The following is a 21,499-nucleotide window of genomic DNA, read 5'->3' as shown; positions in this document are numbered from 1 at the left end:
CATCCGCTCAGCGCGTGAATCGCGCTCAGCGCGCCTACCGCGGAAGGGCGCCGTCGTCAACCCCCCTTGACCGATCGCGCCAGAATATGCCCGTTCACCGGGCCGCGATAGAGTCCCGGAAAGGATGCGGCGACGCTCCTTGAGGCCGACCCAGCCGACCCGAACCCCGCGCCGATCAGGAGCACCATGACCATCCTCGCCGCCGACCCGCGCTCGCACGTGCTTCGGAGGAACAACGTCACGGAGTCCGGTGATCGCTCGGCGCGACCGATCGTCTTCGCCCACGGCTTCGGCTGCAGCCAGGAGATGTGGCAGGCCGTCGCACCGCAGTTCGAGGCCGACCACCGCGTCATCGTGTTCGACGCGGTCGGTTCCGGCAAGGCTGATCCCGAGGCGTACGATCCGGCGAAGTACGACTCGCTCCACGGGTACGCCGATGACGTGCTCGAGATCCTCGAAGCGCTCGACCTGCACGATGTCGTGTTCGTCGGGCACTCCGTGGCGGCCATGGTGGGCGTACTCGCATCCAACGTCGACCCCTCGCGATTCGGGGCCCTCGTGCTGGTCGGGCCTTCGCCGCGGTACCTCGACGACGACGGCTACACGGGCGGCTTCCGTCGCGACGACATCGACGGCCTGCTCGACGCGCTCGACGCCAACTACCTCGGATGGTCGGCGACCATGGCGCCGCTCATCATGGGCCACGCCGATCGCCCCGAGCTCGGCGCGCAGCTCACGGAGAGCTTCTGCAGCATCGATCCCCGGATCGCGAGCCAGTTCGCGCGCGTGACCTTCCTCTCCGACAACCGCCGCGACCTCGAGCAGGTGGGAACGCCGTCGCTCATCCTCCAGTGCTCCGACGACGTCATCGCGCCCACGGCCGTGGGGCGCTACGTGCACGAGCACATCCAGGGCAGCCGGTTCGTGCAGCTCGAGGCCACCGGCCACTGCCCCAACGTGTCGGCTCCCGACGAACTCGCGGATGAGATCAGGGCGTTCCTCCGATGACCATCTCCTCCACTCCACCGCCTATGGGAAGCGGCGAGGACGAGCTCCGCCAGTCGTACGCCGACCTCTTCCACGGCGCACCGTGCGGGTACCTGACGACGACCGCCGACGGCGTGATCACGCGCGCGAACCGGACGCTCGTGAGCTGGACGGGGCTCTCCGAGGACGATCTCCTCGGGACGTCGCTCGTCGACCTGCTCACGCCCGCCGGGCAGCTGTTCTACGAGGCGCGCTATGCCACCGTGCTCCGGCTCGCCGGCGAGGTGCGCGAGGTCGCACTCTCGATCCGATGCGCCGACGGCCGCGACCTGCCGGTGCTCGTCAACGCCGTGATCGTTCCCGAGCGCGACGGATTCCCCGAGGAGGTCCGGACGGCGATCTTCGACGCGACCGAGCGCCAGGACTACGAGCGACAACTCCTCGTGGCCCGCCGTCAGGCCGAGGCGTCCGAGGCCCGTGTCCGCGTGCTGCAGGACGCCTCGAGCGCCTTCGGGCTCGCCATGAACGCGCAGGAGCTCGGCGAGGCACTGATCTCCGCCGCCCGCACGGGCCTCCTCGCCGCCGGCGCCGCCATCCTGCTGCAGGACGAGCACGGCGGCCAGGACCTCATCGCCGACGGCGTCCAGGTCGACCCGCTCATCTCCGCCGGGCTCATGGACCTCGCCGCGCAGGCCATCGAGGGAGACGAGGTGGTCACCGTGTCGAGCCTCGACCAGGCCGCCGCCATCCGCCCCGACCTCGACCTCGCCATGCAGGACCAGCGGCTCGCGGCGCTGAGCATCGCGCCGCTCCGCGGCGACTCGAGCGCGCAAGGCGTCGTCGTCTGCTTCTACGGGCGCGACCAGGTCTTCGACGACGAGACCCGCGACATCCATGCGGCGCTGGCACGACAGGCGGCCCAGGTACTCCGTCGCGTGCGGCTCCAGGAGGAGCTGGCCCATCGGGCGCTGCACGACCAGCTCACCGGACTGGCCAACCGCAAGCTGCTCCAGGAACGGCTCGAGGCCGCGCTGGCCGGCGCGCAGCGCGACGGTCGGCCGCTCTCGATCGTCTTCATCGACCTCGACGGCTTCAAGCCCATCAACGACGCCCTCGGCCATCGCATCGGAGACGAGGTCCTCGTCGAAGTCGCAGATCGCCTGCGCGGCGCCGCGCGCGCGTCCGATCCGGTGGCCCGCTACGGCGGCGACGAGTTCGTCATCGTGTGCGAGAACGCCGACGCCGAGGCGGCCGGGATCCTCGCCGAGCGGTTCCGGCACGAGATCGGCCGGCCGCTGACGAGCGTGCCGCCCCGGTACGCTGTCGCGGCGAGCCTGGGCGTGGCGACTTGGACACCCGACGACGGGTCCGATCCGCCGGAGGCCGAACGGCTGATCCGGCTGGCCGACGAGGCGATGTACGCCTCGAAGCGTCGCGGTCGCGACCGCGTCACGTCGGTGACGGCGTAGGCGGAAGCGCACCGCGCACCGGCCGGCTCGTCCGGCCGCATGCCGCATGACGGCAACCGTTCCGTTCCCGAGGAAGGAGGCGACATGGGAACACTGGAATACAACTCGAAGCTCTCGGCGACGTTCGACGACCGGACACTCGCGCACCTGCAGGTGGTGATCTGGTCCAAGCTGCGTCGCGGCGAGCACTTCGCATTCACCTGGGTCGACGAGGAGGCGTCGCCGCCACGGACGTCGGTGTGGTGCAGCCCCACCATTCCGATGACCTTCCAGTTCGACCAGGCCGAGCCGCCGGAACTCAACTTGAAGTGGGTCGAGGTGCTGACCAAGGCGGCCAACTCCGCGGGCGGCCTGCGATTGGTCCCTGAGCCGACCGACGCACCGACGCCGGCCCGATGACACCGACACGAAGAGGAGGAACGGGATGGGAACGCTGATCTACGGTCCGCGGATCTCGGAGTTCGAGATCGAGGACCGCACGCTCGCGCACCTGCAGTTCGTCATCGCAGCGAAGCTGCAGCGCGGCGAGAACTTCATGTTCACCTGGAGCCACGGGATGGAGCGCGGCAGCGGCCGCAGCGTGATCTGGATCAGCCCGGCGGCCCAGGTGCATTTCCGATTCAGCGGCAATCGCGCGCCCACCCTCAATCGCGCCTGGCTCGAGATCCTGATGGACAGCGCGAACAGCCGGGCCGGGTTGCACTGGGTTCCCGAACCGACCGAAGCGGTTCGTGGATGACCGGCGACTGCGCACGACGGACACGAGAGAACGGAGCATCCCTGTGAAGATCCACCGGCTGACGGTCGACGGCAAGGACTACTTCCTGCCCGACCCCATCGACGAGTTGCGCGAACAGATCCTCGCCGCGGTGAAGGGCGGCGGCGGCTACGTGAACATCCCGCCCCTCCGAGGCGGGCCCGGCATCGACATCCTCTTCTCACCGGGCATGCCCGTGACCTGGACCCAGCTCGACATCGGCGAGTCCGGGGAGCCGGGGGCATCCGGATCGGGCTCCGGCCAGGACTCCGACGACGAGTCCTTCGAGGATCCCTACAGCTCGCTCTGATCGGGACCGTCCGCCTCCGCCCGGAGGCGGGCGGTCATCCGTTCGGGTGGAGTGGGACGACCGAACAGGAATCCCTGCGCCCGATCGAAGCCGAGCTTGCGGACGGCCTCCCACTGCCGCTCGGTCTCGACGCCCTCGGCGACGGTGCGGAGTCCGCGCTCGCGAGCGAAGCGGACCAGGCGAGCGGCCGTCCCATCATCGCCCGGCAGCCGCTCGATCACGGAACGGTCGACCTTCAACTCGGTGATCGGCAGGACTCCGGTGCGGAACTCGGCCTCCTCGAGGGTGCGGACGTCGTCGAGCGAGACGCCGACGCCGTGTGCGCGCACCCGGTCGAGGGTGCCTCCGGCCGTCGCCGGGGAGGGTCGCGCCTCGGTGAGCTCGAGCGTCAGCAGCCAGGCGGAGAGGCCGGCGTGCGCGAGCCGCTCGAGCACGCGCTCGGCGAAGTGCGGCTGTTCGAGCTGGACCGCGGCGACGTTGACGGCCACCTCGAGCGGCCGGCCCGAGCCGGCCAGCTCGGCGCCGTATCGGCACGCCGCCCGGATCATGGCGTCGCCGACGGCATCCATCGACCGCGTCTCCTCGGCGATCGGGATGAAGTGCTGCGGACCGAGCATGCCGCGCTCGGGATGGCGCCACCGGCTGAGTGCCTCCACCGCGACCGCTCGACCGCTCGTCGCATCGACCTGCGCCTGGTACTCCGCGATGATCTCGCCGCGCGCCGCGGCACGGCGCAACTCGCGCATGACGCGCTGATTCCCGTGCACGTTGCCTCCCCCGGCCCACATGGGGCCGTGGCTATTGTGCGCACCTCAGCCGATTTCGGTCAAAAGGAGGACACGGCGCACGTCGATCCGTATAATCCCCGCGCGCTACCGGCCCTCGCCATCAGCCGCGCTCGAGCGGGCGCCAGACCACGACCGCGTTCTCACGGCGGACCCTGGTGCCGGTGCGCACCGACACGATGTCGCCAGCGCTCCCGGCTGCGAACACGCGTCGGCCCGGGCGGTTGAGCATCTCGTCGGCGAGCGCGCGTTCGAGCTCACGCACCCGGGCACGCAGTTCGGTCACCTCGTTCTCGAGTCCGAGCACTCGGCGGATGCCCTCGAGGCTCACGCCCTCACTCGAGAGCTGCTGGATCTCACGCAGCTGCGCGACATCCCGCATCGAGTACCGACGCGACTTGCCCGCGGTGCGCTTCGGCGAGACCAGGCCCAGTCGGTCGTACTGGCGGAGCGTCTGCGGGTGCATCCCGGCGAGCTCGGCCGCGACCGAGATCACGAAGAGCGGGCTCTCGCCGTCGACGTCCATCACGCACCCCGTGCCTTGGCGAGGAGGTCGGCGCGGGGATCCTCGTCAGGCAGCTGCGCCGCGAACTCCCGCAGCCGCTCCTCCGCGTCCTTCGAGAGGTGCGCGGGAACGGCGACCTGCACGACCGCGAGGAGGTCGCCCGTGCCCTTGGACGACTGCACGCCCCGGCCCTTGACGCGCAGCACCCGGCCGCTCGGCGTGCCGGGCGCGACGCGCAGCTTCACCGGGTCGCCGCCGAGCGTCGGCACCTGGATGGTCGCGCCCAACGCCGCCTCGGCGAAGGTGACGGGCACGTTCACGCGCAGGTTGAGCCCGTCGCGCTCGAAGACGGGGTGCGAGCGTACCTTCACCGTGAGCACGATGTCGCCGGGCTCGCCGCCGTCGGGCGACGGGTGGCCCTTGCCGCGCAACTTGATCTTCTGCCCGTCGGCGACGCCGGCCGGCACGTTCACGGTGATCTCGCGACCCTCGGACGTCTGGAGCGTGATGCGGTCGCCCTTCGTCGCGGTGATGAAGTCGAGCGTCGTCGACGCCGTGACATCCCGGCCCTTCGTCGGGCCGCCGAAGCCCCGGTACCCGCCCGTCGGCTGGCCGAAGCGGCCGCCGCCGAACAGCCCGCCGAGCAGGTCCTCGTACTGCCCTTGCTGGGTGGTGTATCGCGTGCCGCCCGGTCCGCCCGGCCCGCCGAACATGCCGCCGAAGACGTCCTCGAAGCCGCCGGCACCGCCGCCCGGCGCCGTGAAGCGAGCGCCGCCGCCCATCGCGCGGACGGCGTCGTACTCCTTGCGCTCCTCGGCGTCGGAGAGCACCGAGTGAGCCTCGCTGACCTCCTTGAACTTCGCCTCGGCCGCGGCATCGCCCGGGTTCTGGTCGGGATGGTACTTGCGCGCGAGCTTGCGGTACGCCTTCTTGATGTCGGCGTCGCTCGCGTCCTTCGAGACGCCGAGGATCGCGTAGAAGTCCTTGTCGAACCAATCCTGGCTGGCCATCGGCGCCTCCTTCCTGCTGAATCTACTGCCGTGCGCTCGGTGGTCGAGCAGGGCCGAAGGCCCGTATCGAGGCCCCTACTCGACCACCTGGTACGAGCGGATGTCGCTATGCCGGCGTCTTGACGACGACCTTCGCGACGCGCAGCAGCGTGCCGCCGAGCATGTACCCGGTCTCGACGACGTCGGCGACCGTGTCGACCTCGACCTCGTCGGAGTGCTGCTGGAAGATCGCCTCGTGCTGCTGCGGGTCGAACGGCTCGCCCACGGCGCCGAACGGCGTCAGGCCGAGCTTCTCGACCGAAGCGCGCAGCTTCGCGGCGATCGTCGCGAACGGGGTGTCGCCCTCGAGGTCGCCGTGCTTCTCGGCGCGATCGAGGTCGTCGAGCACCGGCAGCAGCACGGAGACGGCGGCGCCGATCGCGCGCTCGCGCTCGACCTCGCGGTTCGCCTCGGTCCGCTTGCGGTAGTTCGCGTACTCGGCGGTGACCCGCTTCAGGTCGGCGAGATGCTCGGCCGTCGGGTCCTCCACCTCGGCCTGCGCCGCGTTGAGGATGTCGTCGACCGTCAGCTCCTTCTCGTCGCCGGCGTCGCCCTCGGGCGAGGCGGATGCCGCGGCATCCGCCTCGGTGCCCTCGGACGCGGCATCAGCCGCCGGAGCAGCGCCCGGAACGGGACGAACCTCACCCGTCTCGGGGTCGATCCGCCGCTTGTCGCGGATGACCGGCTCGTCGTGGTCCTGGTTCTCGTCGGCCATGGTTACTTCTTCTCGTCCTCGTCGTCGATGACCTCGGCGTCGACCACGTCCTCATCGGAGGACGAGGAGCCCTCGGCACCCGACGCGTTCGCGTCCTCGCCGGGGTTGGCGCCGGCCGTGGCATCCGCCTGCTGGCCCTGCGCGTAGATCGCCTCGCCGAGCTTGCCCTGCGATTGGTTGAGCTTCTCGAACGCCGACTTCACGGCGTCGTCGTCGTCACCGGCGAGCGCGGTCTTCAGCGCGTCGACGTCGCCCTGGACCTCGGACTTGACGTCGGCGGGGAGCTTGTCGTCGTTGTCCTTGATGAGCTTCTCGATCGAGTAGACGAGCTGCTCGGCCTGGTTGCGGGTCTCGGCGGACTCGCGGCGCTTCTTGTCTTCGGCCGCGTGCTCCTCGGCGTCTCGCACCATGCGCTCGATGTCGTCCTTGGGCAGCGACGAGCCGCCGGTGATCGTCATCGACTGCTCCTTGCCGGTGCCCTTGTCGCGGGCCGACACGTGAACGATGCCGTTCGCGTCGATGTCGAAGGTGACCTCGATCTGCGGGATGCCGCGGGGTGCCGGGGCGATGCCGGTCAGCTCGAACGTGCCGAGCGGCTTGTTGTCGCGCGTGAACTCGCGCTCGCCCTGGAAGACCTGGATCGCGACGGACGGCTGGTTGTCGTCGGCCGTCGTGAAGGTCTCGCTGCGCTTCGTCGGGATGGCCGTGTTGCGCTCGATGAGCTTCGTCATGATGCCGCCCTTGGTCTCGATGCCGAGGCTGAGGGGGGTGACGTCGATCAGCAGCACGTCCTTGCGCTCGCCCTTGAGGACGCCCGCCTGCAGGGCGGCGCCCACGGCGACGACCTCGTCGGGGTTCACGCCCTTGTTGGGCTCCTGGCCGGTCTCCTGCTTCACGAGGTCGGAGACGGCGGGCATGCGGGTCGAGCCGCCGACGAGCACGACGTGCGCGACATCCGACAGCTTGATGCCGGCCTCGCGGATCACGTCCTCGAAGGGCTTCTTGGTGCGGTCGAGCAGGTCGCTCGTCATGTTCTCGAACTGGGCGCGCGTGAGCGTCTCGTCGAGGTTCGCAGGGCCGTTCTCGGTGAGCGAGAGGTAGGGGAGCTGGATGCTGGTGCTCATGCTCGAGCTCAGCTCCTTCTTGGCCTGCTCGGCCGCCTCCTTGAGGCGCTGGAGCGCGATCTTGTCCTTCGAGACGTCGACGCCCGTCGAGTCCTTGAAGCGCTTGATGAGGTGGTCGACGATGCGCTGGTCCCAGTCGTCGCCGCCGAGGCGGTTGTCGCCGGCGGTCGCACGCACCTGGATGGTCGAGAAGTCGTCGTCCTTGCCCACCTCGAGGAGGCTCACGTCGAACGTGCCGCCGCCGAGGTCGAAGACGAGGATGAGCTCGTCCTCCTTGCCCTTGTCGAGCCCGTACGCGAGGGCCGCGGCCGTGGGCTCGTTGATGATGCGCAGCACGTTGAGGCCCGCGATCTCACCGGCCTCCTTGGTGGCCTGGCGCTCGGCGTCGTTGAAGTACGCCGGGACGGTGATGACCGCGTCGGTGACGGTGTCGCCGAGGTACTGCTCGGCGTCGCGCTTGAGCTTCTGCAGGATGCGCGCCGAGATCTCCTGCGCGGTGTACTGCTTGCCGTCGATCTCGGGCGACTTCCAGTCGGTGCCCATGTGGCGCTTGACCGACGAGATCGTCCGGTCGACGTTGGTCACGGCCTGGCGCTTCGCGGTCTCGCCGACGAGCACCTCGCCGTCCTTGGTGAATGCGACCACCGACGGGGTGGTCCGGAAGCCCTCGGCGTTCGCGATGACGACGGGCTCGCCGCCCTCGAGCACGCTGACGACCGAGTTGGTGGTACCGAGGTCGATTCCGACTGCACGTGACATGTGTGTCTCTCTCCTTCTGCCGAGTGGCGTGCGTTGTCTGCCGCTCGGCGATCGGCCCGGCGATGCCCGCCCGCGACCGAAGTTCGTGATGGCCGGAACTTGAGTCCCAGCCGCTCAAGTGTCGCAATCCGCCGTGACGGGTGTCAAGTCGGGACGGCGAAACTTGAGCCTACTCGACTCAACTCACGGCACGCTCCCAGCATTCCAGACTGGCGCCTTCTGTTCCTCGCCCGCCCTCGCCCCCACGCACCCTCGTCCTTTCTGGAGCCCAGTTGCCACTTCGGCCGGGTTCGCGGTCCTTGGACCCGGCGCAACTGGCAACTCGAACGGGAGGCCTCGCGCCCCAGCTGTCCCTGTCTCCTGTAGGCCAATTGCCACCTTCGCCGGGTCCGTAGCCTGGGGACTCGGCACAACTGGCAACTCGGCGCGCGGTGGGTCTCGCGCGAGTCGTCCTCCCCAAGCGAGCCGGGGCGACGAATACCCAGCTCCGCGAACGGATGGCGCGCGTCGGACGAGGCTGCGGCGCAGGATCCAGCACGTGCTCGCGAAACCCCTTTCCGTCTCGACTCGCGGGGCGCCCCTTCCGCACCGCCCGCGCCCTGAAGCTCGGCGTCACGCGTGGACGCCTCAGGGCGCGGGATCTCACGGCGCCGTTCCGCGGCGTCCGCGCTCCGGCGGGCACCGGCGCGCTGATCGACCTCTGCCGGGCCTACGCCCAGCGGATGCCGCGAAGACACGTGTTCAGTCATGCGACCGCCGCGCGACTGTGGGGCCTGCCGCTGCCCGACGAACACCCGCTGCCCCTCCACGTCTCGGCTCCGGCCCCGCTGAGACAACCGCGCGTGGCGGGCGTGGTCGGCCACCGGCTCGGCAAGGACATCCGGGTCGGTCGGATCCGGGCACTGCCCGTCGTCGCGGTCGCCGACGCGTGGTGCCAGCTGGCGACGACCCTGGCGCACGACGACCTCGTGGCGGCAGGCGACCGGATCATCGGCTGGCCGAGGCCGCTCGGCTCGCTCGACGCGATCGACGCCGCGATCGAACGGTTCGGATCTCGCCGCGGGGCGGTGCGTCTTCGCGAAGCGCGCGCCGACCTCAGGGTCGGCTCCGCGTCCCGGCGCGAGACCCGCCTCCGGTTGCAGGTAGTCCGGGCCGGCTTCCCCGAACCGGAGCTCAACGCCCGCATCGGACTCGGCGGGAGTCGCTCGACGCCTGGCGATCTCGTGTTCCGGGACTATCGTGTGCTTCTCGAGTACGACGGCGAACAGCACCGGGACGATGAGGCGCAGTTCCATCGCGACGTCGAGCGGCTCAACGACCTCGCCGCCGCCGGATGGATCGTGATCCGAGTCGGACGGCGGCTCCCCCTGCCGCGGGCGCTCGATCAGCTCGAGCGAGCGCTGCGCACACGGGGATGGCGCGGCACTCGCGTGTCGGGAGGCCGGCTTGCCGCTTTCGCCGGGTGGAGGCGCACGGCATCCGGCGGAACCGGCAACTCGATCGGATTCGCGCCGTGATCGGCGCCTGAGGTCTATCCCGCGCGGCCCTCCGCGTCATAGGGTTCGAGCACGAGAGCGCGAAGGGGAGACCATGGCCCGTTTCAGTGTGAGGATGGTCGGCGGCGTGACTGCCGCAGTGTTGGCGATCGGAGCGCTCGGCGCCACCGGTGCGGCCGCAGCACCAGGCAAGCCCAGCGGGCCGAAGTACACGGCGGGCGCCGAGGGCGCCGGCGACCCGTACTTCCCGTTCTCCGGGAACGGCGGGTACGACGTGCAGCACTACGACCTCGACATCCGGTACACCCCGCCCGCGGCGGCGCCGGCACCGCTCGAAGGCGAGCTCGTGGGCATCGCCACGATCGACCTCGTCGCGACGCAGAACCTCGACCGATTCAACCTCGACCTGCGGGGCATGGATGTCTCGTCCCTCACCGTGGACGGCAAGCCCGCGGCCGAGATCGCGCCGCCCGCCGTGGGCGCGGAGGTGGAGGATGCCGCGTACTGGCAGGTGCAGGACGACGAGGCGCGCGTCTGGGAGCTCACCGTGCAGCCGCGACCGAAGATCAAGGCCGGCCAGAGCGTGCAGGTCGTCGTCGAGTACGGCGGCACGACCACGCAACCCGAGGACATCGAGGGGGCGCTCTACGGCTGGGTCACCATGCGCGACGGCGCCATGGTGGTGAGCGAACCCGAGGGATCCATGACGTGGTACCCGGTGAGCGACCACCAGACCGACAAGGCGACGTACTCGTTCGAGATCACGGTGCCCGCGGGCAAGGTCGCGGTCGCAAACGGGCTGCCGGCCCGCGATCCCGTGACCGAGGACGACTGGACCACCTGGTTCTGGGACGCGCCCGACGAGCAGGCGAGTTACCTGACCACTGCATCGGTCGGCGACTTCGAGCTGCGCGAGAGCGAGACCTCGGACGGCCTGCCGATCATCGACGCGGTCGACGCGAACCTCACGCCCGCCCGGCTCGTCACGACGAACGCGAGCCTCGCACGCCAGCCCGAGATGATCGAGTTCTACGAGTCGAAGTTCGGCGCCTATCCGTTCGTGGCGTTCGGTTCGATCGTGGACGACGACACGGTCTTCTACGCCCTCGAGACGCAGACGCGGCCGGTGTACTCGCGACAGGCCTCGGAAGGGACGGTCGCGCACGAGCTCGCACACCAGTGGTTCGGTGACGCGGTGAGCCCGGAACGGTGGCGGGACATCTGGCTCAACGAGGGTTGGGCCACGTACGCGGAATGGCTGTGGGACGAGGAGGATGGCGGCGCGACCGCGCAGGAGCTCTTCGACGAGGTGTATTCCATCCCCGCCGACGATGAGTTCTGGGAGCTCGAGATCGGCGATCCCGGACCTCTCGGGCTCTTCCAGGCCCCCGTCTACGACCGAGGTGCCGCGACACTCCACGCGCTGCGCCTCAAGGTGGGCGACGAGAAGTTCTTCGAGGGCGCGCAGCTCTGGCTCGAGCGGTACGACGACTCCACGGGCTCGGCCGACGACTTCGAGGCCGCGTACGAAGAGGTCTCGGGCACGAACCTCGACGAGTTCTTCGACGTCTGGTTGGGCGAGGGGAAGCCGGACCCCCTGCCCTGACGCCGCGCGGATCCACCGTCTCCGGCGTGCCGTCGCCGCGATGCGGCGGCGCCGGAATGCCCGCGCTAGCGTCTCCCCCATGACCCGTCCACACCTGCGCCGCACCGCTGCGGCGACCCCGCTCCTCTTCGTGCTCGCCCTCGGCCTCGCCGGATGCACGGGCGGCACGCCCGCGCCATCCGACACCGCTGAGCCGAGCCCCGCGCCGACCGCCTCGACCTCGGAGACGCCGGATGCGTCGCCGAGCGAGCCGCCCACCGTCAGCGCGACCTGCGATACCGTCCTGGCGCCCGAGGCGTACGCGAAGATGGAGGCCGACGGCCTGCAGCCCACGCAGTCCACGCCCTTCGATCCGATCGAGGTGCGCATCACCGACGAGGGCGGCCTCACGTGCTCGTGGGGCAAGCCGCAGACCGACCTGGTCCTCGCCGTCGCCCAGGTCGAGACCGGCGGCGACGAGACGGCGTGGACCGACGCGCTCGCAGACGGCGGATACACGCAGACCGACGACCCGGTGCCCGGCGCGTACACCGGTCAGCCCGATGCCGGGAACGGCATCACGCCGGTCGCCATCCTCGCCGACGGCACGATCACTTTCGTCAGCGTGCCCGCCTACGCGGGCTGGGTGCGGCCCGCGAGCTGACCGGGCGGGGCGACCGCGTCCAGCGGATGCCGAGGCGCGCCCGCGTACCCTAGTGGGCATGCCGACCGACGCGCCCGAGACTCCCGCACGCCCCGGGGAGCCTGCGGCGACCCCGCGCGACGGCGCGGTACGCGAAGGGCGCGCCGGCGACATCCGCTCGACGAAGCCCCGTCAGGTGCGGCCGCAGACCGAGGGATGGCAGCAGCAGAAGGGGGCCGACGGGCGTCCGCTGCTTCAGTTCGCGTCGCCCAAGCGCGGCAAGCCACCCGCCCACCTCGCCGATCTCGCACCCGAAGAGTGGAAGGCCAAGGCCGACGAGCTCGGCGTCCCCGCGTTCCGGCTGAAGCAGGTCGCGCGCCACTGGTTCACGCGCTGGACCAGCGACCCCGCCGAGATGACCGATCTTCCCGCCGCCGGCCGCGAGGAGCTCGTCGCCGGCCTGCTGCCACCGCTGCTCACCGAGGTGCGCCGCCTCGAGACGGACCGCGGCGACACCATCAAGTTCCTCTGGAAGCTGCACGACGGCGCGCTCGTCGAGTCGGTCCTCATGCGCTACCCGGGCCGCATCACGCTGTGCGTGTCGAGCCAGGCCGGTTGCGGCATGAACTGCCCGTTCTGCGCGACCGGGCAGGCGGGCCTCACGCGCAACATGTCGGCCGCCGAGATCCTCGCCCAGGTCGTCGAGGCGAACCGCGTCATCGCGTCGGGCGCCCTGCACGGCAAGCGCGGCGACGACGGCACGCCCGAGCGCGTCTCGAACATCGTGTTCATGGGCATGGGCGAACCGCTGGCCAACTACGCGCGGCTCATGCGCGCCGTCCGAACCATGGCGGCGCCGGCGCCGAACGGTTTGGGCATGTCGGCGCGCAACATCACGGTGTCGACGGTCGGCCTCGTGCCCGCCATCCGCAAGCTCGCCGACGAGCACGTGCCCGTCACGTTCGCGCTCAGTCTGCACGCGCCCGACGACGGCCTGCGTGACGAGCTCATCCCTGTGAACTCGCGGTGGAAGGTCGACGAGGCCCTCGACGCCGCGCGTGAGTACTTCGAGAAGACCGGTCGCCGCGTCTCGATCGAGTACGCGCTCATCAAGGACATGAACGACCACGGATGGCGCGCCGACCTGCTCGCCCAGAAGCTCAACGAGCGCGGCCGGGGCTGGGTGCACGTCAACCCGATCCCGCTGAACCCGACGCCCGGCTCGATCTGGACCGCTTCCGAGCTCGATGTCCAGCACGAGTTCGTGCGCCGCCTCTCGGAGGCGGGGATCCCGACGACCATCCGCGACACGCGCGGCAAGGAGATCGACGGCGCATGCGGGCAGCTCGTCGCCACCGAGGAAGACCAGGCGGCGGCCGCCGTCGCACGCTGACGCGACGGCCCGCTGCGCCTGCCCGCTACCCCCCGAGCACGCCCTCGGCCGCCGACGACGCCTTCGGATCCGGCAGCCGGCGCATGCGGAGCGCGTTGAGCAGTCCGAGCAGGCCGGCGAGGATCGGGATCCCGAGCGCGACCTGGAGGGCGATCGGCCGCGACTCGGTGTTGATCGCGATGATCTCGTCCTGCACGTCCTCGGGCTGGCCGGCGAGGAGCTCTTCGAGTCCCGTGTTCGACATGAGCTCGGCGTCCTCCTCGAGGACCGTCGCCACCTGCTGCTGCTCCTCAGGCGAGAGCACGGTGCTGGCGTCGGCCTTCGCGGTGAACGTGAAGGCGAGCGTGGCGAGCATGATCGCGCCGGCGAAGGCGAGCCCGAACGAGAGGCCGAACGAGCCGGCCGCCGAGTTCACGCCGGCCGCCTCGCTCACGCGCTCGTCGGAGATCGGCGAGAGCGTGTAGTTGTTCAGCTGCGAGACCAGCAGCCCGAGGCCGGCTCCCGAGATGATGAGCGGGATCGTGAGCCACCAGCCCGAGTCGGCTCGCGGCACGATCGGCAGCAGCACGACGAGCCCGGCGACGAGCAGGACGAAGCCCCACAGGATGACGTTCGCCGGGCGGCCGAGCCCGCGCCGTCCGGCGAGCAGCGCCACCGCGAACATGGTCAGCGAGAGGGGCGCAATGGAGATGCCCGCCCACAGCGCGTTGTACTCCAGCACCAGCTGGAGGTAGAGCGGCAGCACGATCATGGTGCCGCCGAGCGCGACCTGCTGCAGGAGCTGCCCGCTCACGCCCGACCTGAACAGCTTCGAATCGAACAAGCCCGGATCGATGAGCGTCGCGCGCCCCCGCCGCTTGCGGGTGCGCAGCCACCAGACGAGCCCGCCCATCGCGACGGCGCCGATGGCGATGAGCAGGCCGACCCACTCGCCGCCCTCCTGCCACACGAGGATGCCGAGCACGATGCCGCCCATGCCGACGACCGAGAGCGCCGCGCCGACCCAGTCGACGGCGCGCGAGCCGGTGTACGGCACGTCCTTCACGAGCTTGATGCCGGAGAGCACGACGGCGATGATCACCGCCTCCAGGAGGAAGCCGACGCGCCACGACAGGAAGGTCGTGATGAACCCGCCGAGGAGCGGGCCGACGGCGGCGGCGATCGCCGCGGAGGCGCCGACGAGCGCGTACACCCGCTTCTGGTGTGCGCCGGCGAAGTTGCCGTGGATGAGCGACTGCATCGACGGGAGTAGGAGCGACGCCCCGATGCCGCCGATGATCGCCCAGAAGATGATGATCGCCCGCAGGTCCTGCGCGAGGGTCATCGCGATCGCACCGATCGCGTAGCCGAGCAGGCCGAGGATGTACGCGAGCTTGCGGCCGATGAGGTCGCCGGTCTTGCCGCCGATGAGGATGAACGCCGCCGAGACGAGCGCCTCGAGCGCGATCGCCCCCTGCACGCCGCTCGCGGTCGTGTCGAGGTCGCGGACCACCGCCGAGATCGAGACGTTCATGATCGACGTGTCGACGACGAGCACGAACATCGCCATCGCGAGCAGGATGGCGAGCCGCCCGTTGAACTTCCCGGTATCGGATGCCGCGGCCGCATCGGGCCCGGGCGATGACGTGGTCATGAGTCATCCGAGCATGCGCGACGGTCGCGCCTCGGGGACCAAAGGCCCCCGAAGGCCGGGTCGAGCGCCGGGGTCTGGACGGATGGCGCTCGCGGGCGTATGCTCGGGCGGGCCGCGGCGTTCGTCGCGCACGATCCCGCCCAGCGGGCCGAGACGGAAGGAGTGAGCGATGTCCATCGTCTTTGTCGCGCGTTTCGCAGACACCCTTCCCTGCGAGGCCGCCCGCTAGCATCCGCGCGGTGGCCTCCACGATCTCGGAGACACCACCGTGAACATGCTGTCGTCCCTTGACGATTCCGCCGCGCCACGCGCGGCATCCGCTGCGCCGTTCGGCGCGGCATCCGCCCACCTCGCCTTCGCCGACGTCGAACCCGGCGAGGACCAGCGCTGGTCGACCTGGCCGGCCACCCAACCCCTCGAGCGCGGGCCCGAGCCTCGGCCCGACTGGCTCGTGACGTCCGCCGCCGCACTCGACACCGAGCTCGGCATCGTCAAGACCGGCAAGGAGGCCGACCTGTGGCTCATCGAGCGGGCGGTGCCGGGCGCGCCCGCCGACGTGCCCGGCACCCGCACGCTCATGGCGGCGAAGCGGTACCGCGGAGCCGAGCACCGGATGTTCCACCGATCGGCGGTCTACACCGAGGGCCGTGCGGCGCCGCGCCGCAGCCGGGACGTGCGCGCCGTGCAGCGCAACTCGACGTACGGCCGCGAGGTGGCCCGCACCGAGTGGGCGTACGCCGAGTTCGCCGCGCTCAGCCGCCTCACCGAGCTCGGCGCATCCGTGCCGTACCCGGTGCAGGTCGGCGAGACCGAAGTGCTCATGGAGTTCATCGGCGAGGGCCGCACCGCCGCGCCGCGCCTGGCGCAGGTGCGCGCGACCCCCGACGAGCTGCGCGACCTGTTCCACCAGGTCATGGGCTTCATGCGCACGCTCGCTTTCGCCGGCCTCGCGCACGGCGACCTCTCGCCGTACAACCTGCTCGTGCACCGCGGCCGCGTGGTCGCGATCGACCTGCCGCAGGTCGTCGACGTCGTCGCGAATCCCAACGGGTTCGACCTGCTGCACCGCGACTGCGTCAACGTGTGCGAGTGGTTCACGCGCCAGCGGCTCGAGTGCGACGCCGAGGCGCTGTTCGGCGACCTCGTCGGCGACGTCTACCGATGAGCCGAGGCCGAGCGGATGGCGCGAGCCGGCGCCATCCGTTCGGCCCTGCTTCATGACACCGTCCGGCGCAGTGAGCGTTCCATCAGCCGTCGGATGAGAGACTGGTCGGGTTTTCGTGCACCGACCCTGGGGAGATCATGACCGACAACGGACCCGACCTGAGCGGCGACTGGGACCTCGACCCGGGCCACAGCCGCATCGGCTTCTCCGCCAAGCACGCGATGGTGGCGAACGTCCGCGGCGCATTCAACGACGTGACCGGCACCCTGCATGTCGACTTCGAGAACCCCTCGAAGTCGTACGCCGAGATCGCGCTGAAGGTCGCCAGCATCGACAGCCGGAACGCGCAGCGCGACGAGCACCTGCGCAGCGCCGACTTCTTCGACGCCGAGACGTGGCCTGAGATCACGTTCCGCAGCACCCGGATCGAGGAGGTCGGGGAGAACGCGCTCGTGGTCTCCGGCGACCTGACGATCCGCGACATCACGAAGCCGATCACCATCCCGATCGAGTTCACCGGGGTCGAGACCGACGCCTTCGGCGCACTCCGTGCCGGCTTCGAGGGCACGCGGCGCATCGACCGTCGCGAGTACGGCCTCGAGTGGAACATGGCGCTCGACTCGGGCGGATGGCTCGTCTCCGAGAAGATCACGCTCGAGTTCGAGCTCTCGGCGATCAAGCGCAGCGGCGAGGCATCCCAGGCGGCCTGACGCCAGGAGGTCGGGCGGGAGCGCCGGGGGAGTCGGCGACCGGCTATCGCGGACGGACCGGAGGCGCTAGCCTGCACGGGATCGACGCGGATCGGTGAGCCGGGCGCGCCGTCACCGCCCGTTCACCCCTCGTCGGAAGACTCCCGCCCATGACCGACCCCCTCGCGCCGCAGGCGCCGGCACCCGACCACCACGACCACCACGACGTCGAACCCCTCACCGGCCTCGAGCTGCAGGCCGAGCGGCACATCCCGCGGAAGCAGGTGTGGTCGTGGGCGCTGTGGGACTGGGCGACGCAGCCGTTCAACTCGGTGATCACGACCTTCGTGTTCTCCGTCTACATCACGAGCACGCTGTTCCTGCCGGCCGACCTCGTCGGCGCGCCCGAAGACGATCCGGCCGTGCAGTCGGCGCTCGCGGACCTGTCGAGCTGGCTCGGCCTGGCGGTCGGCCTCGGCGGCATCCTGGTCGCCCTGCTCGCCCCGGTGCTCGGCCAGCGGGCGGATGCCACGGGCCGGCGCAAGTTCTGGCTCGGGCTCGCCACGGGCGGCGTCATCGTCAGCATGGCGATGATGTTCTTCGTCGAAGCCGATGCCAGGTTCTTCTGGCTCGGCGCGGGGCTGCTCGCCGTCGGCACCGTGTTCGGCGAGATCGCGGGCGTGAACTACAACGCCATGCTCGTGCAGGTCTCCACGCCACGCACGGTCGGGCGCGTGAGCGGGCTGGGCTGGGGATTCGGATACCTCGGCGGCATCGTCGTGCTCGCGCTCGTGGTGGTGGCCCAGCTGGGCGGATGGTTCGGGCTGCCGACCGAGGACGGCCTCAACATCCGGCTGGTCGCCCTCTTCTGCGCGATCTGGACACTCGTGTTCTCGCTGCCGATCTTCCTGAATGTGCCCGAGGCGCCGCCGGCGCCCGGGCGTGAGCGGGTGGGCTTCTTCCGCTCGTACGCGGTGCTCGTCAAGGACATCGCACGGCTCTGGCGCGAGTCGCGGCCGACGTTCTGGTTCCTGCTCGCGAGTGCCGTCTACCGCGACGGACTCGCCGGCGTCTTCACCTTCGGGGCGGTCATCGCGAGCATCACCTTCGGGTTCAGCTTCAACGAGGTCGTCATCTTCGGCGTGGCGGCGAACGTCGTCGCGGGCGTGTCGACGATCCTGTCGGGCCGGCTCGACGACCGGTTCGGGCCGCGCGCGGTGATCCTCACGACGCTCGGCGGGCTGGTCGTCTCGGCGGTCGTCGTCTTCTTCGCGCACGACGCCGGCCAGACCGTGTTCTGGGTCTTCGGACTGTTCCTCTCGGCGCTCGTCGGCCCGGCGCAGGCCGCGAGCCGCTCGTTCCTCGCGCGCGTGACGCCGGCCGGGCGCGAGGGCGAGATCTTCGGGCTCTACGCGACCACCGGCCGGGCCGCCAGCTTCCTCGCGCCGCTCGCGTGGGCCGGCTTCATCGCCGCGTTCGGCGCGCAGTACTGGGGCATCCTGGGCATCGCGCTCATCCTCGCTGCGGGCCTCGTGATGATGCTCTTCGTGCGCCTGCCGAAGCGGGTCGCGGATGCCGCGGCCGCACCGGTAGCGGCGGAGTAGCCTCCGACCCGCCCGATCTCCGCGCACACGACGGCGCGCCGCCCCTCGGGAGCGGCGCGCCGTCTTCTGGGGGCGCTACCGGTTACGGCAGCACGCGGATCGTCATGACCTCGGTCGTGACGTTGCCATACGGGTCGGTCGCCTCGAAGGTGACCGTGTAGATCGCGCCCTGGCGGGCGAGCACCTCGACCTCGGTGTCCGAGACCGCGCGGATCTCGGCCTTGTGCCCTTCGGCCGTGGTGTCCACGATCTCGACGTCGACCTCACCCGAGTCGTCGGTGGCGTCGACGTCGAACGCGACCGTGCGCCACTGCGCGTTCGGCGGGAAGACCACGTCGGATTCGGCCGTCACCTCGAGCTCGGGGGCGATGAAGTCCATGCCCACGATGACCGGGTCGTGGTCGCTCGAACGGTAGGGGTCGGGCGCGAAGAGTGCGTCCTGCGCGGGCTTCTTGAACTGCATCGTGTAGTCGATGAGGTCGGGCTCGTCGGCGTTGATGCGCCAGTCGGCGGCACCGGTGACCTTCGGCGCGAGGGCCGTACCCGCGAGGGCGTAGTCCAGGTAGCCGATCTGCCCGTCGAACACGTAGGAGTACGCCTCCTCGCCCTGCTCGCGCAGCAGCAGGTCGGTGTAGCCGGCGCCCACGAACACGTCGATCGGGTCCTCCTTGTCGTAGGAGTTCAGGTCGCCGATGATGAGCTCGTGTCCGGCCTCGGCTGCGGTGGGCTCGTCGGCGAGCCAGTCGACCATCGCCTCCGCTGCCGCCTTGCGCGTGAGGTTGCAGTTGCCCTGGCCGTCGCCCTTGTCGGGGTCGCCGGCGCAGGCCGAGCCCTTGGACTTCAGGTGGTTGACGACGACCGCGACCGTCGCCCCGGACTCGACATCGGTGAATGCCTGCGCCAGCGCGGGACGGTTGTGGTCGTCGTTGAATCGCGGATCCACCGTCGAGTCCAGCACGGCATGGTCGCCCACCGGCGTCACGGCGGACGGCTTGTAGATGAGCGCCGTCGTGATCACGTCGGTTCCGAGGACACCCGTCGAGATGAAGTCGTAGGTGCCGTCGCCGACCACGTCGTTGAGCGCCTGCACGAGCGTGCCCACGGCGGTATCGCCGTTGTTCTCGATCTCGATCAGGCCGAACACGTCGGCGTCGATCTCGGCGAGCGCGGCGACGATCTTCGCCTCCTGCCGCTCGAACTCCTCCTCGGTGATCGCTCCACGTGAGTTCAGCGTGGTGAAGTAGTTCAGCACGTTGAAGCTCGCGACGGTGAAGTTGCCGCCGACCTCGGGGACGTCGGGTCGCTCGTTGACCGACTCGTACTCCGCTCCCTGCGTCGGCTGGATCCGCCACTTGCTGAACGCGAAGTCGAGCACGCCGGTGACGCCGGTCACGAGGTCGCCGCCACGGAACGTGTTCTCGAGGGTGAATTCCTCACCGTTCGGGTGGATCGCGGGGTCGGGGTTCGACTCGCTGCGACCGTCGTCGACGGTGATCCGGTTGGCCGCGTTCTCGGCGGCGAGCGCGATCGCATCGGGCGAGCCCGGGTCGTAGATGGCGGTGGGCTGGATCTGACGCTCGGTGCCGAGCACGATCTCGCCGAAGCGGTCGAACTCGAAGTACTCGAGGATGGTCAGCGTCTGCGGCATGGTCACGTACATGCCCTCGAGCGACTCGTAGGTCGAGGGCTGCACCGGCAGCTCGAGCTCGACCGGCTCGGGCAGATCGCCGCCGTCGGGGCAGATCGCCGCGTCGATCGCGGAGATGCGGGTGGCGCCGAAGTTCTCACCGGCGGTGCCGACGACGTGGACGGAGTCACCGACCTCGACGGGCTCCGACGAGAGCACGAAGATGCCGTCGGAGGTCGCGGGGTCACCGTCGCCAGCGTCCTGCAGGAAGAACCCGCCCAGGCCGCCGGATGCCTGGAAGTCGCCCACGACGACACCCTCGACGCGCACGGTCTGGCCGGCGACGGGCGTCGCCGTGCCGCTTCCCTGCACGGACCCGATGGTCACGATGTCGGCATCGCAGTCCGCCTCGGGCGGCGGCGGCGGCGTTTCGCAGGTCGCCGAGTGAACGCCCAGCCCGTCGACGGTGTCAGTCGCGAAACCGGTCCACTGGACGGACGGGTCGAACGGATCGCCCGCGTTGGTGTCGCCCTGGCAATAGGCGTTGCCGCGGCGGAGCGTGTTGTCGGCGGTGGAGACCAGACCCGACCCCCACTCGGTGCCGGGGTCGAACCCGGTCTGGCCGAACGCGTCGACGACCGCGTCGGCCTTCGTCAGCACGACGGCGTCGTCGCCGTTGTACCATCCGGCGCCGTTCGTCTGGTCGGCCGCCGCGAGGATGGTGGCGTTCGCAGCGCTCTGGGCGACGACGTGCACGTCGCCCGCCGCGACGGTGCCGGTCAATTGGATCGTGAGCCCGGCGGTCGCCGAGCCGTTGAAGTAGACCTTCAGGTCGTAGTCTCCGGCACCGAGGTCGACGGGCGCTCCGGTGAGGTTCGAGATCTCGATGGCCTTGTTGTTCGAGCTGCCCTCGATGTACTCGCTGATGAACAGCTCGGTCGGCGTCGCGGCCTGTGCGATCGTCGCCGGCACCGCGGCGAGCCCGACGGCGAGCAGTGAAGCGGTCGCCACGGCGACGGCCGGACGACGTAGAAGGCGTTTCATCGGGACTCCTCACGCAACCCGGCACGGGCCACCGTGACCCCCCGGACGCGCGTCAGCATAAGCAGCGGACACCCGCCCGGGGAAGGGGTGTCATGCGACGTTCACCGTCTCCACGCAAATGTGCATCTTTCAGGGCCGCATGTGCTCAGATGAGCACGGC

General features: G+C 70.3%; 19 protein-coding genes. 12 read left to right on the top strand and 7 right to left on the bottom strand.

What is annotated here, in order from left to right; translation table 11 throughout:
* Positions 1-186: 186 nt before the first annotated feature.
* The 5 genes from ACFQ58_RS03010 to ACFQ58_RS02990 all read left to right on the top strand — a co-directional run bounded on the left by ACFQ58_RS03010 (position 187) and on the right by ACFQ58_RS02990 (position 3,523).
* Positions 187-1,008 (top strand): alpha/beta fold hydrolase, encoded by an 822-nt coding sequence (locus tag ACFQ58_RS03010; protein WP_376949389.1) that lies wholly within the window; start codon positions 187-189, stop codon positions 1,006-1,008.
* 23 nt (positions 1,009-1,031) lie between these two features.
* A complete protein-coding gene (locus tag ACFQ58_RS03005) occupies positions 1,032-2,456 on the top strand; it encodes a diguanylate cyclase (RefSeq protein WP_376949387.1) in 1,425 nt (474 codons plus the stop codon).
* Between the two features lie 84 nt (positions 2,457-2,540).
* On the top strand, positions 2,541-2,855 hold the full coding sequence (locus tag ACFQ58_RS03000) for an ATP-dependent DNA ligase (RefSeq protein WP_376949385.1): 315 nt from the start codon (positions 2,541-2,543) through the stop codon (positions 2,853-2,855).
* Between the two features lie 25 nt (positions 2,856-2,880).
* A complete protein-coding gene (locus tag ACFQ58_RS02995) occupies positions 2,881-3,195 on the top strand; it encodes an ATP-dependent DNA ligase (RefSeq protein ID WP_376949383.1) in 315 nt (104 codons plus the stop codon).
* A gap of 43 nt (positions 3,196-3,238) precedes the next feature.
* Positions 3,239-3,523 carry a hypothetical protein gene (locus ACFQ58_RS02990; protein ID WP_376949381.1) on the top strand — a complete coding sequence of 95 codons (285 nt, stop codon included), beginning with the start codon at positions 3,239-3,241 and terminating at the stop codon, positions 3,521-3,523.
* Here the strand turns inward: ACFQ58_RS02990 and ACFQ58_RS02985 are convergent.
* The 5 genes from ACFQ58_RS02985 to dnaK all read right to left on the bottom strand — a co-directional run bounded on the left by ACFQ58_RS02985 (position 3,508) and on the right by dnaK (position 8,460).
* Positions 3,508-4,311, bottom strand: a complete 804-nt coding sequence (locus tag ACFQ58_RS02985) for an EAL domain-containing protein (protein WP_376949379.1) — start codon at positions 4,309-4,311, stop codon at positions 3,508-3,510. The genes ACFQ58_RS02990 and ACFQ58_RS02985 overlap by 16 nt on opposite strands.
* Positions 4,312-4,411: 100 nt before the next feature.
* The gene (locus tag ACFQ58_RS02980; protein ID WP_376950327.1) at positions 4,412-4,834 is read right to left on the bottom strand and encodes a heat shock protein transcriptional repressor HspR; all 423 of its coding nucleotides are present in this window, start codon (positions 4,832-4,834) and stop codon (positions 4,412-4,414) included.
* Entirely contained in the window at positions 4,834-5,823 is a 990-nt protein-coding gene (locus ACFQ58_RS02975; RefSeq protein WP_376949377.1) for a DnaJ C-terminal domain-containing protein, read from the bottom strand. The genes ACFQ58_RS02980 and ACFQ58_RS02975 overlap by 1 nt, the downstream gene beginning before the upstream one ends.
* A 106-nt stretch (positions 5,824-5,929) precedes the next feature.
* A complete protein-coding gene (locus tag ACFQ58_RS02970; protein WP_376949375.1) occupies positions 5,930-6,577 on the bottom strand; it encodes a nucleotide exchange factor GrpE in 648 nt (215 codons plus the stop codon).
* A gap of 2 nt (positions 6,578-6,579) precedes the next feature.
* On the bottom strand, positions 6,580-8,460 hold the full coding sequence (gene dnaK, locus ACFQ58_RS02965; RefSeq protein ID WP_376949373.1) for a molecular chaperone DnaK: 1,881 nt from the start codon (positions 8,458-8,460) through the stop codon (positions 6,580-6,582).
* A 722-nt stretch (positions 8,461-9,182) separates the two neighbouring features.
* Between dnaK and ACFQ58_RS02960 the strand changes: the two genes are divergently transcribed.
* The 4 genes from ACFQ58_RS02960 to rlmN all read left to right on the top strand — a co-directional run bounded on the left by ACFQ58_RS02960 (position 9,183) and on the right by rlmN (position 13,577).
* A complete protein-coding gene (locus tag ACFQ58_RS02960; protein WP_376949371.1) occupies positions 9,183-9,977 on the top strand; it encodes a hypothetical protein in 795 nt (264 codons plus the stop codon).
* 106 nt (positions 9,978-10,083) lie between these two features.
* On the top strand, positions 10,084-11,562 hold the full coding sequence (locus tag ACFQ58_RS02955; protein ID WP_376949369.1) for a M1 family metallopeptidase: 1,479 nt from the start codon (positions 10,084-10,086) through the stop codon (positions 11,560-11,562).
* 79 nt (positions 11,563-11,641) lie between these two features.
* Positions 11,642-12,205: a hypothetical protein gene (locus ACFQ58_RS02950; protein WP_376949367.1), complete on the top strand. Its 564-nt coding sequence runs from the start codon at positions 11,642-11,644 to the stop codon at positions 12,203-12,205.
* 58 nt (positions 12,206-12,263) lie between these two features.
* Positions 12,264-13,577, top strand: coding sequence for a 23S rRNA (adenine(2503)-C(2))-methyltransferase RlmN (gene rlmN, locus ACFQ58_RS02945; RefSeq protein ID WP_376949365.1), 1,314 nt, complete (start codon positions 12,264-12,266; stop codon positions 13,575-13,577).
* Positions 13,578-13,602: 25 nt separating this feature from the next.
* On the opposite strand, the gene ACFQ58_RS02940 is transcribed toward rlmN, so the two are convergent.
* Positions 13,603-15,210, bottom strand: coding sequence for an MFS transporter (locus ACFQ58_RS02940; protein ID WP_376949363.1), 1,608 nt, complete (start codon positions 15,208-15,210; stop codon positions 13,603-13,605).
* Between the two features lie 274 nt (positions 15,211-15,484).
* Here ACFQ58_RS02940 and ACFQ58_RS02935 point away from each other — a divergent pair, with 274 nt between their 5' ends.
* The 3 genes from ACFQ58_RS02935 to ACFQ58_RS02925 all read left to right on the top strand — a co-directional run bounded on the left by ACFQ58_RS02935 (position 15,485) and on the right by ACFQ58_RS02925 (position 18,668).
* Positions 15,485-16,375, top strand: coding sequence for a serine protein kinase RIO (locus tag ACFQ58_RS02935; protein ID WP_376949362.1), 891 nt, complete (start codon positions 15,485-15,487; stop codon positions 16,373-16,375).
* Positions 16,376-16,512: 137 nt separating this feature from the next.
* Complete coding sequence (locus ACFQ58_RS02930) at positions 16,513-17,085, top strand: YceI family protein (RefSeq protein ID WP_376949360.1); 573 nt, start codon at positions 16,513-16,515, stop codon at positions 17,083-17,085.
* Between the two features lie 149 nt (positions 17,086-17,234).
* The gene (locus ACFQ58_RS02925) at positions 17,235-18,668 is read left to right on the top strand and encodes an MFS transporter (protein WP_376949358.1); all 1,434 of its coding nucleotides are present in this window, start codon (positions 17,235-17,237) and stop codon (positions 18,666-18,668) included.
* An 82-nt stretch (positions 18,669-18,750) separates the two neighbouring features.
* On the opposite strand, the gene ACFQ58_RS02920 is transcribed toward ACFQ58_RS02925, so the two are convergent.
* Positions 18,751-21,339 carry an ExeM/NucH family extracellular endonuclease gene (locus ACFQ58_RS02920; RefSeq protein WP_376949356.1) on the bottom strand — a complete coding sequence of 863 codons (2,589 nt, stop codon included), beginning with the start codon at positions 21,337-21,339 and terminating at the stop codon, positions 18,751-18,753.
* Between the last annotated feature and the right edge of the window lie 160 nt (positions 21,340-21,499).

Source organism: Agromyces sp. NPDC056523 (genome assembly GCF_042794545.1).
GTDB lineage: Bacteria > Actinomycetota > Actinomycetes > Actinomycetales > Microbacteriaceae > Agromyces.
This window is presented reverse-complemented; position numbering and strand designations above follow the sequence as displayed.

Bases quoted from the DNA above. Each gene is read 5' to 3' on its own strand.
- ACFQ58_RS02970 (WP_376949375.1), bottom strand. From the start codon at position 6,577: ATGGCCGACGAGAACCAGGACCACGACGAGCCGGTCATCCGCGACAAG.
- ACFQ58_RS02960 (WP_376949371.1), top strand. From the start codon at position 9,183: ATGCCGCGAAGACACGTGTTCAGTCATGCGACCGCCGCGCGACTGTGG.
- ACFQ58_RS02920 (WP_376949356.1), bottom strand. From the start codon at position 21,339: ATGAAACGCCTTCTACGTCGTCCGGCCGTCGCCGTGGCGACCGCTTCA.
- ACFQ58_RS02940 (WP_376949363.1), bottom strand. From the start codon at position 15,210: ATGACCACGTCATCGCCCGGGCCCGATGCGGCCGCGGCATCCGATACC.
- ACFQ58_RS02935 (WP_376949362.1), top strand. From the start codon at position 15,485: ATGCTGTCGTCCCTTGACGATTCCGCCGCGCCACGCGCGGCATCCGCT.
- ACFQ58_RS02995 (WP_376949383.1), top strand. From the start codon at position 2,881: ATGGGAACGCTGATCTACGGTCCGCGGATCTCGGAGTTCGAGATCGAG.
- ACFQ58_RS02985 (WP_376949379.1), bottom strand. From the start codon at position 4,311: ATGTGGGCCGGGGGAGGCAACGTGCACGGGAATCAGCGCGTCATGCGC.
- ACFQ58_RS02975 (WP_376949377.1), bottom strand. From the start codon at position 5,823: ATGGCCAGCCAGGATTGGTTCGACAAGGACTTCTACGCGATCCTCGGC.
- ACFQ58_RS02925 (WP_376949358.1), top strand. From the start codon at position 17,235: ATGACCGACCCCCTCGCGCCGCAGGCGCCGGCACCCGACCACCACGAC.
- ACFQ58_RS02930 (WP_376949360.1), top strand. From the start codon at position 16,513: ATGACCGACAACGGACCCGACCTGAGCGGCGACTGGGACCTCGACCCG.
- ACFQ58_RS02950 (WP_376949367.1), top strand. From the start codon at position 11,642: ATGACCCGTCCACACCTGCGCCGCACCGCTGCGGCGACCCCGCTCCTC.
- ACFQ58_RS03000 (WP_376949385.1), top strand. From the start codon at position 2,541: ATGGGAACACTGGAATACAACTCGAAGCTCTCGGCGACGTTCGACGAC.
- ACFQ58_RS03010 (WP_376949389.1), top strand. From the start codon at position 187: ATGACCATCCTCGCCGCCGACCCGCGCTCGCACGTGCTTCGGAGGAAC.
- rlmN (WP_376949365.1), top strand. From the start codon at position 12,264: ATGCCGACCGACGCGCCCGAGACTCCCGCACGCCCCGGGGAGCCTGCG.
- dnaK (WP_376949373.1), bottom strand. From the start codon at position 8,460: ATGTCACGTGCAGTCGGAATCGACCTCGGTACCACCAACTCGGTCGTC.
- ACFQ58_RS03005 (WP_376949387.1), top strand. From the start codon at position 1,032: ATGGGAAGCGGCGAGGACGAGCTCCGCCAGTCGTACGCCGACCTCTTC.
- ACFQ58_RS02980 (WP_376950327.1), bottom strand. From the start codon at position 4,834: ATGGACGTCGACGGCGAGAGCCCGCTCTTCGTGATCTCGGTCGCGGCC.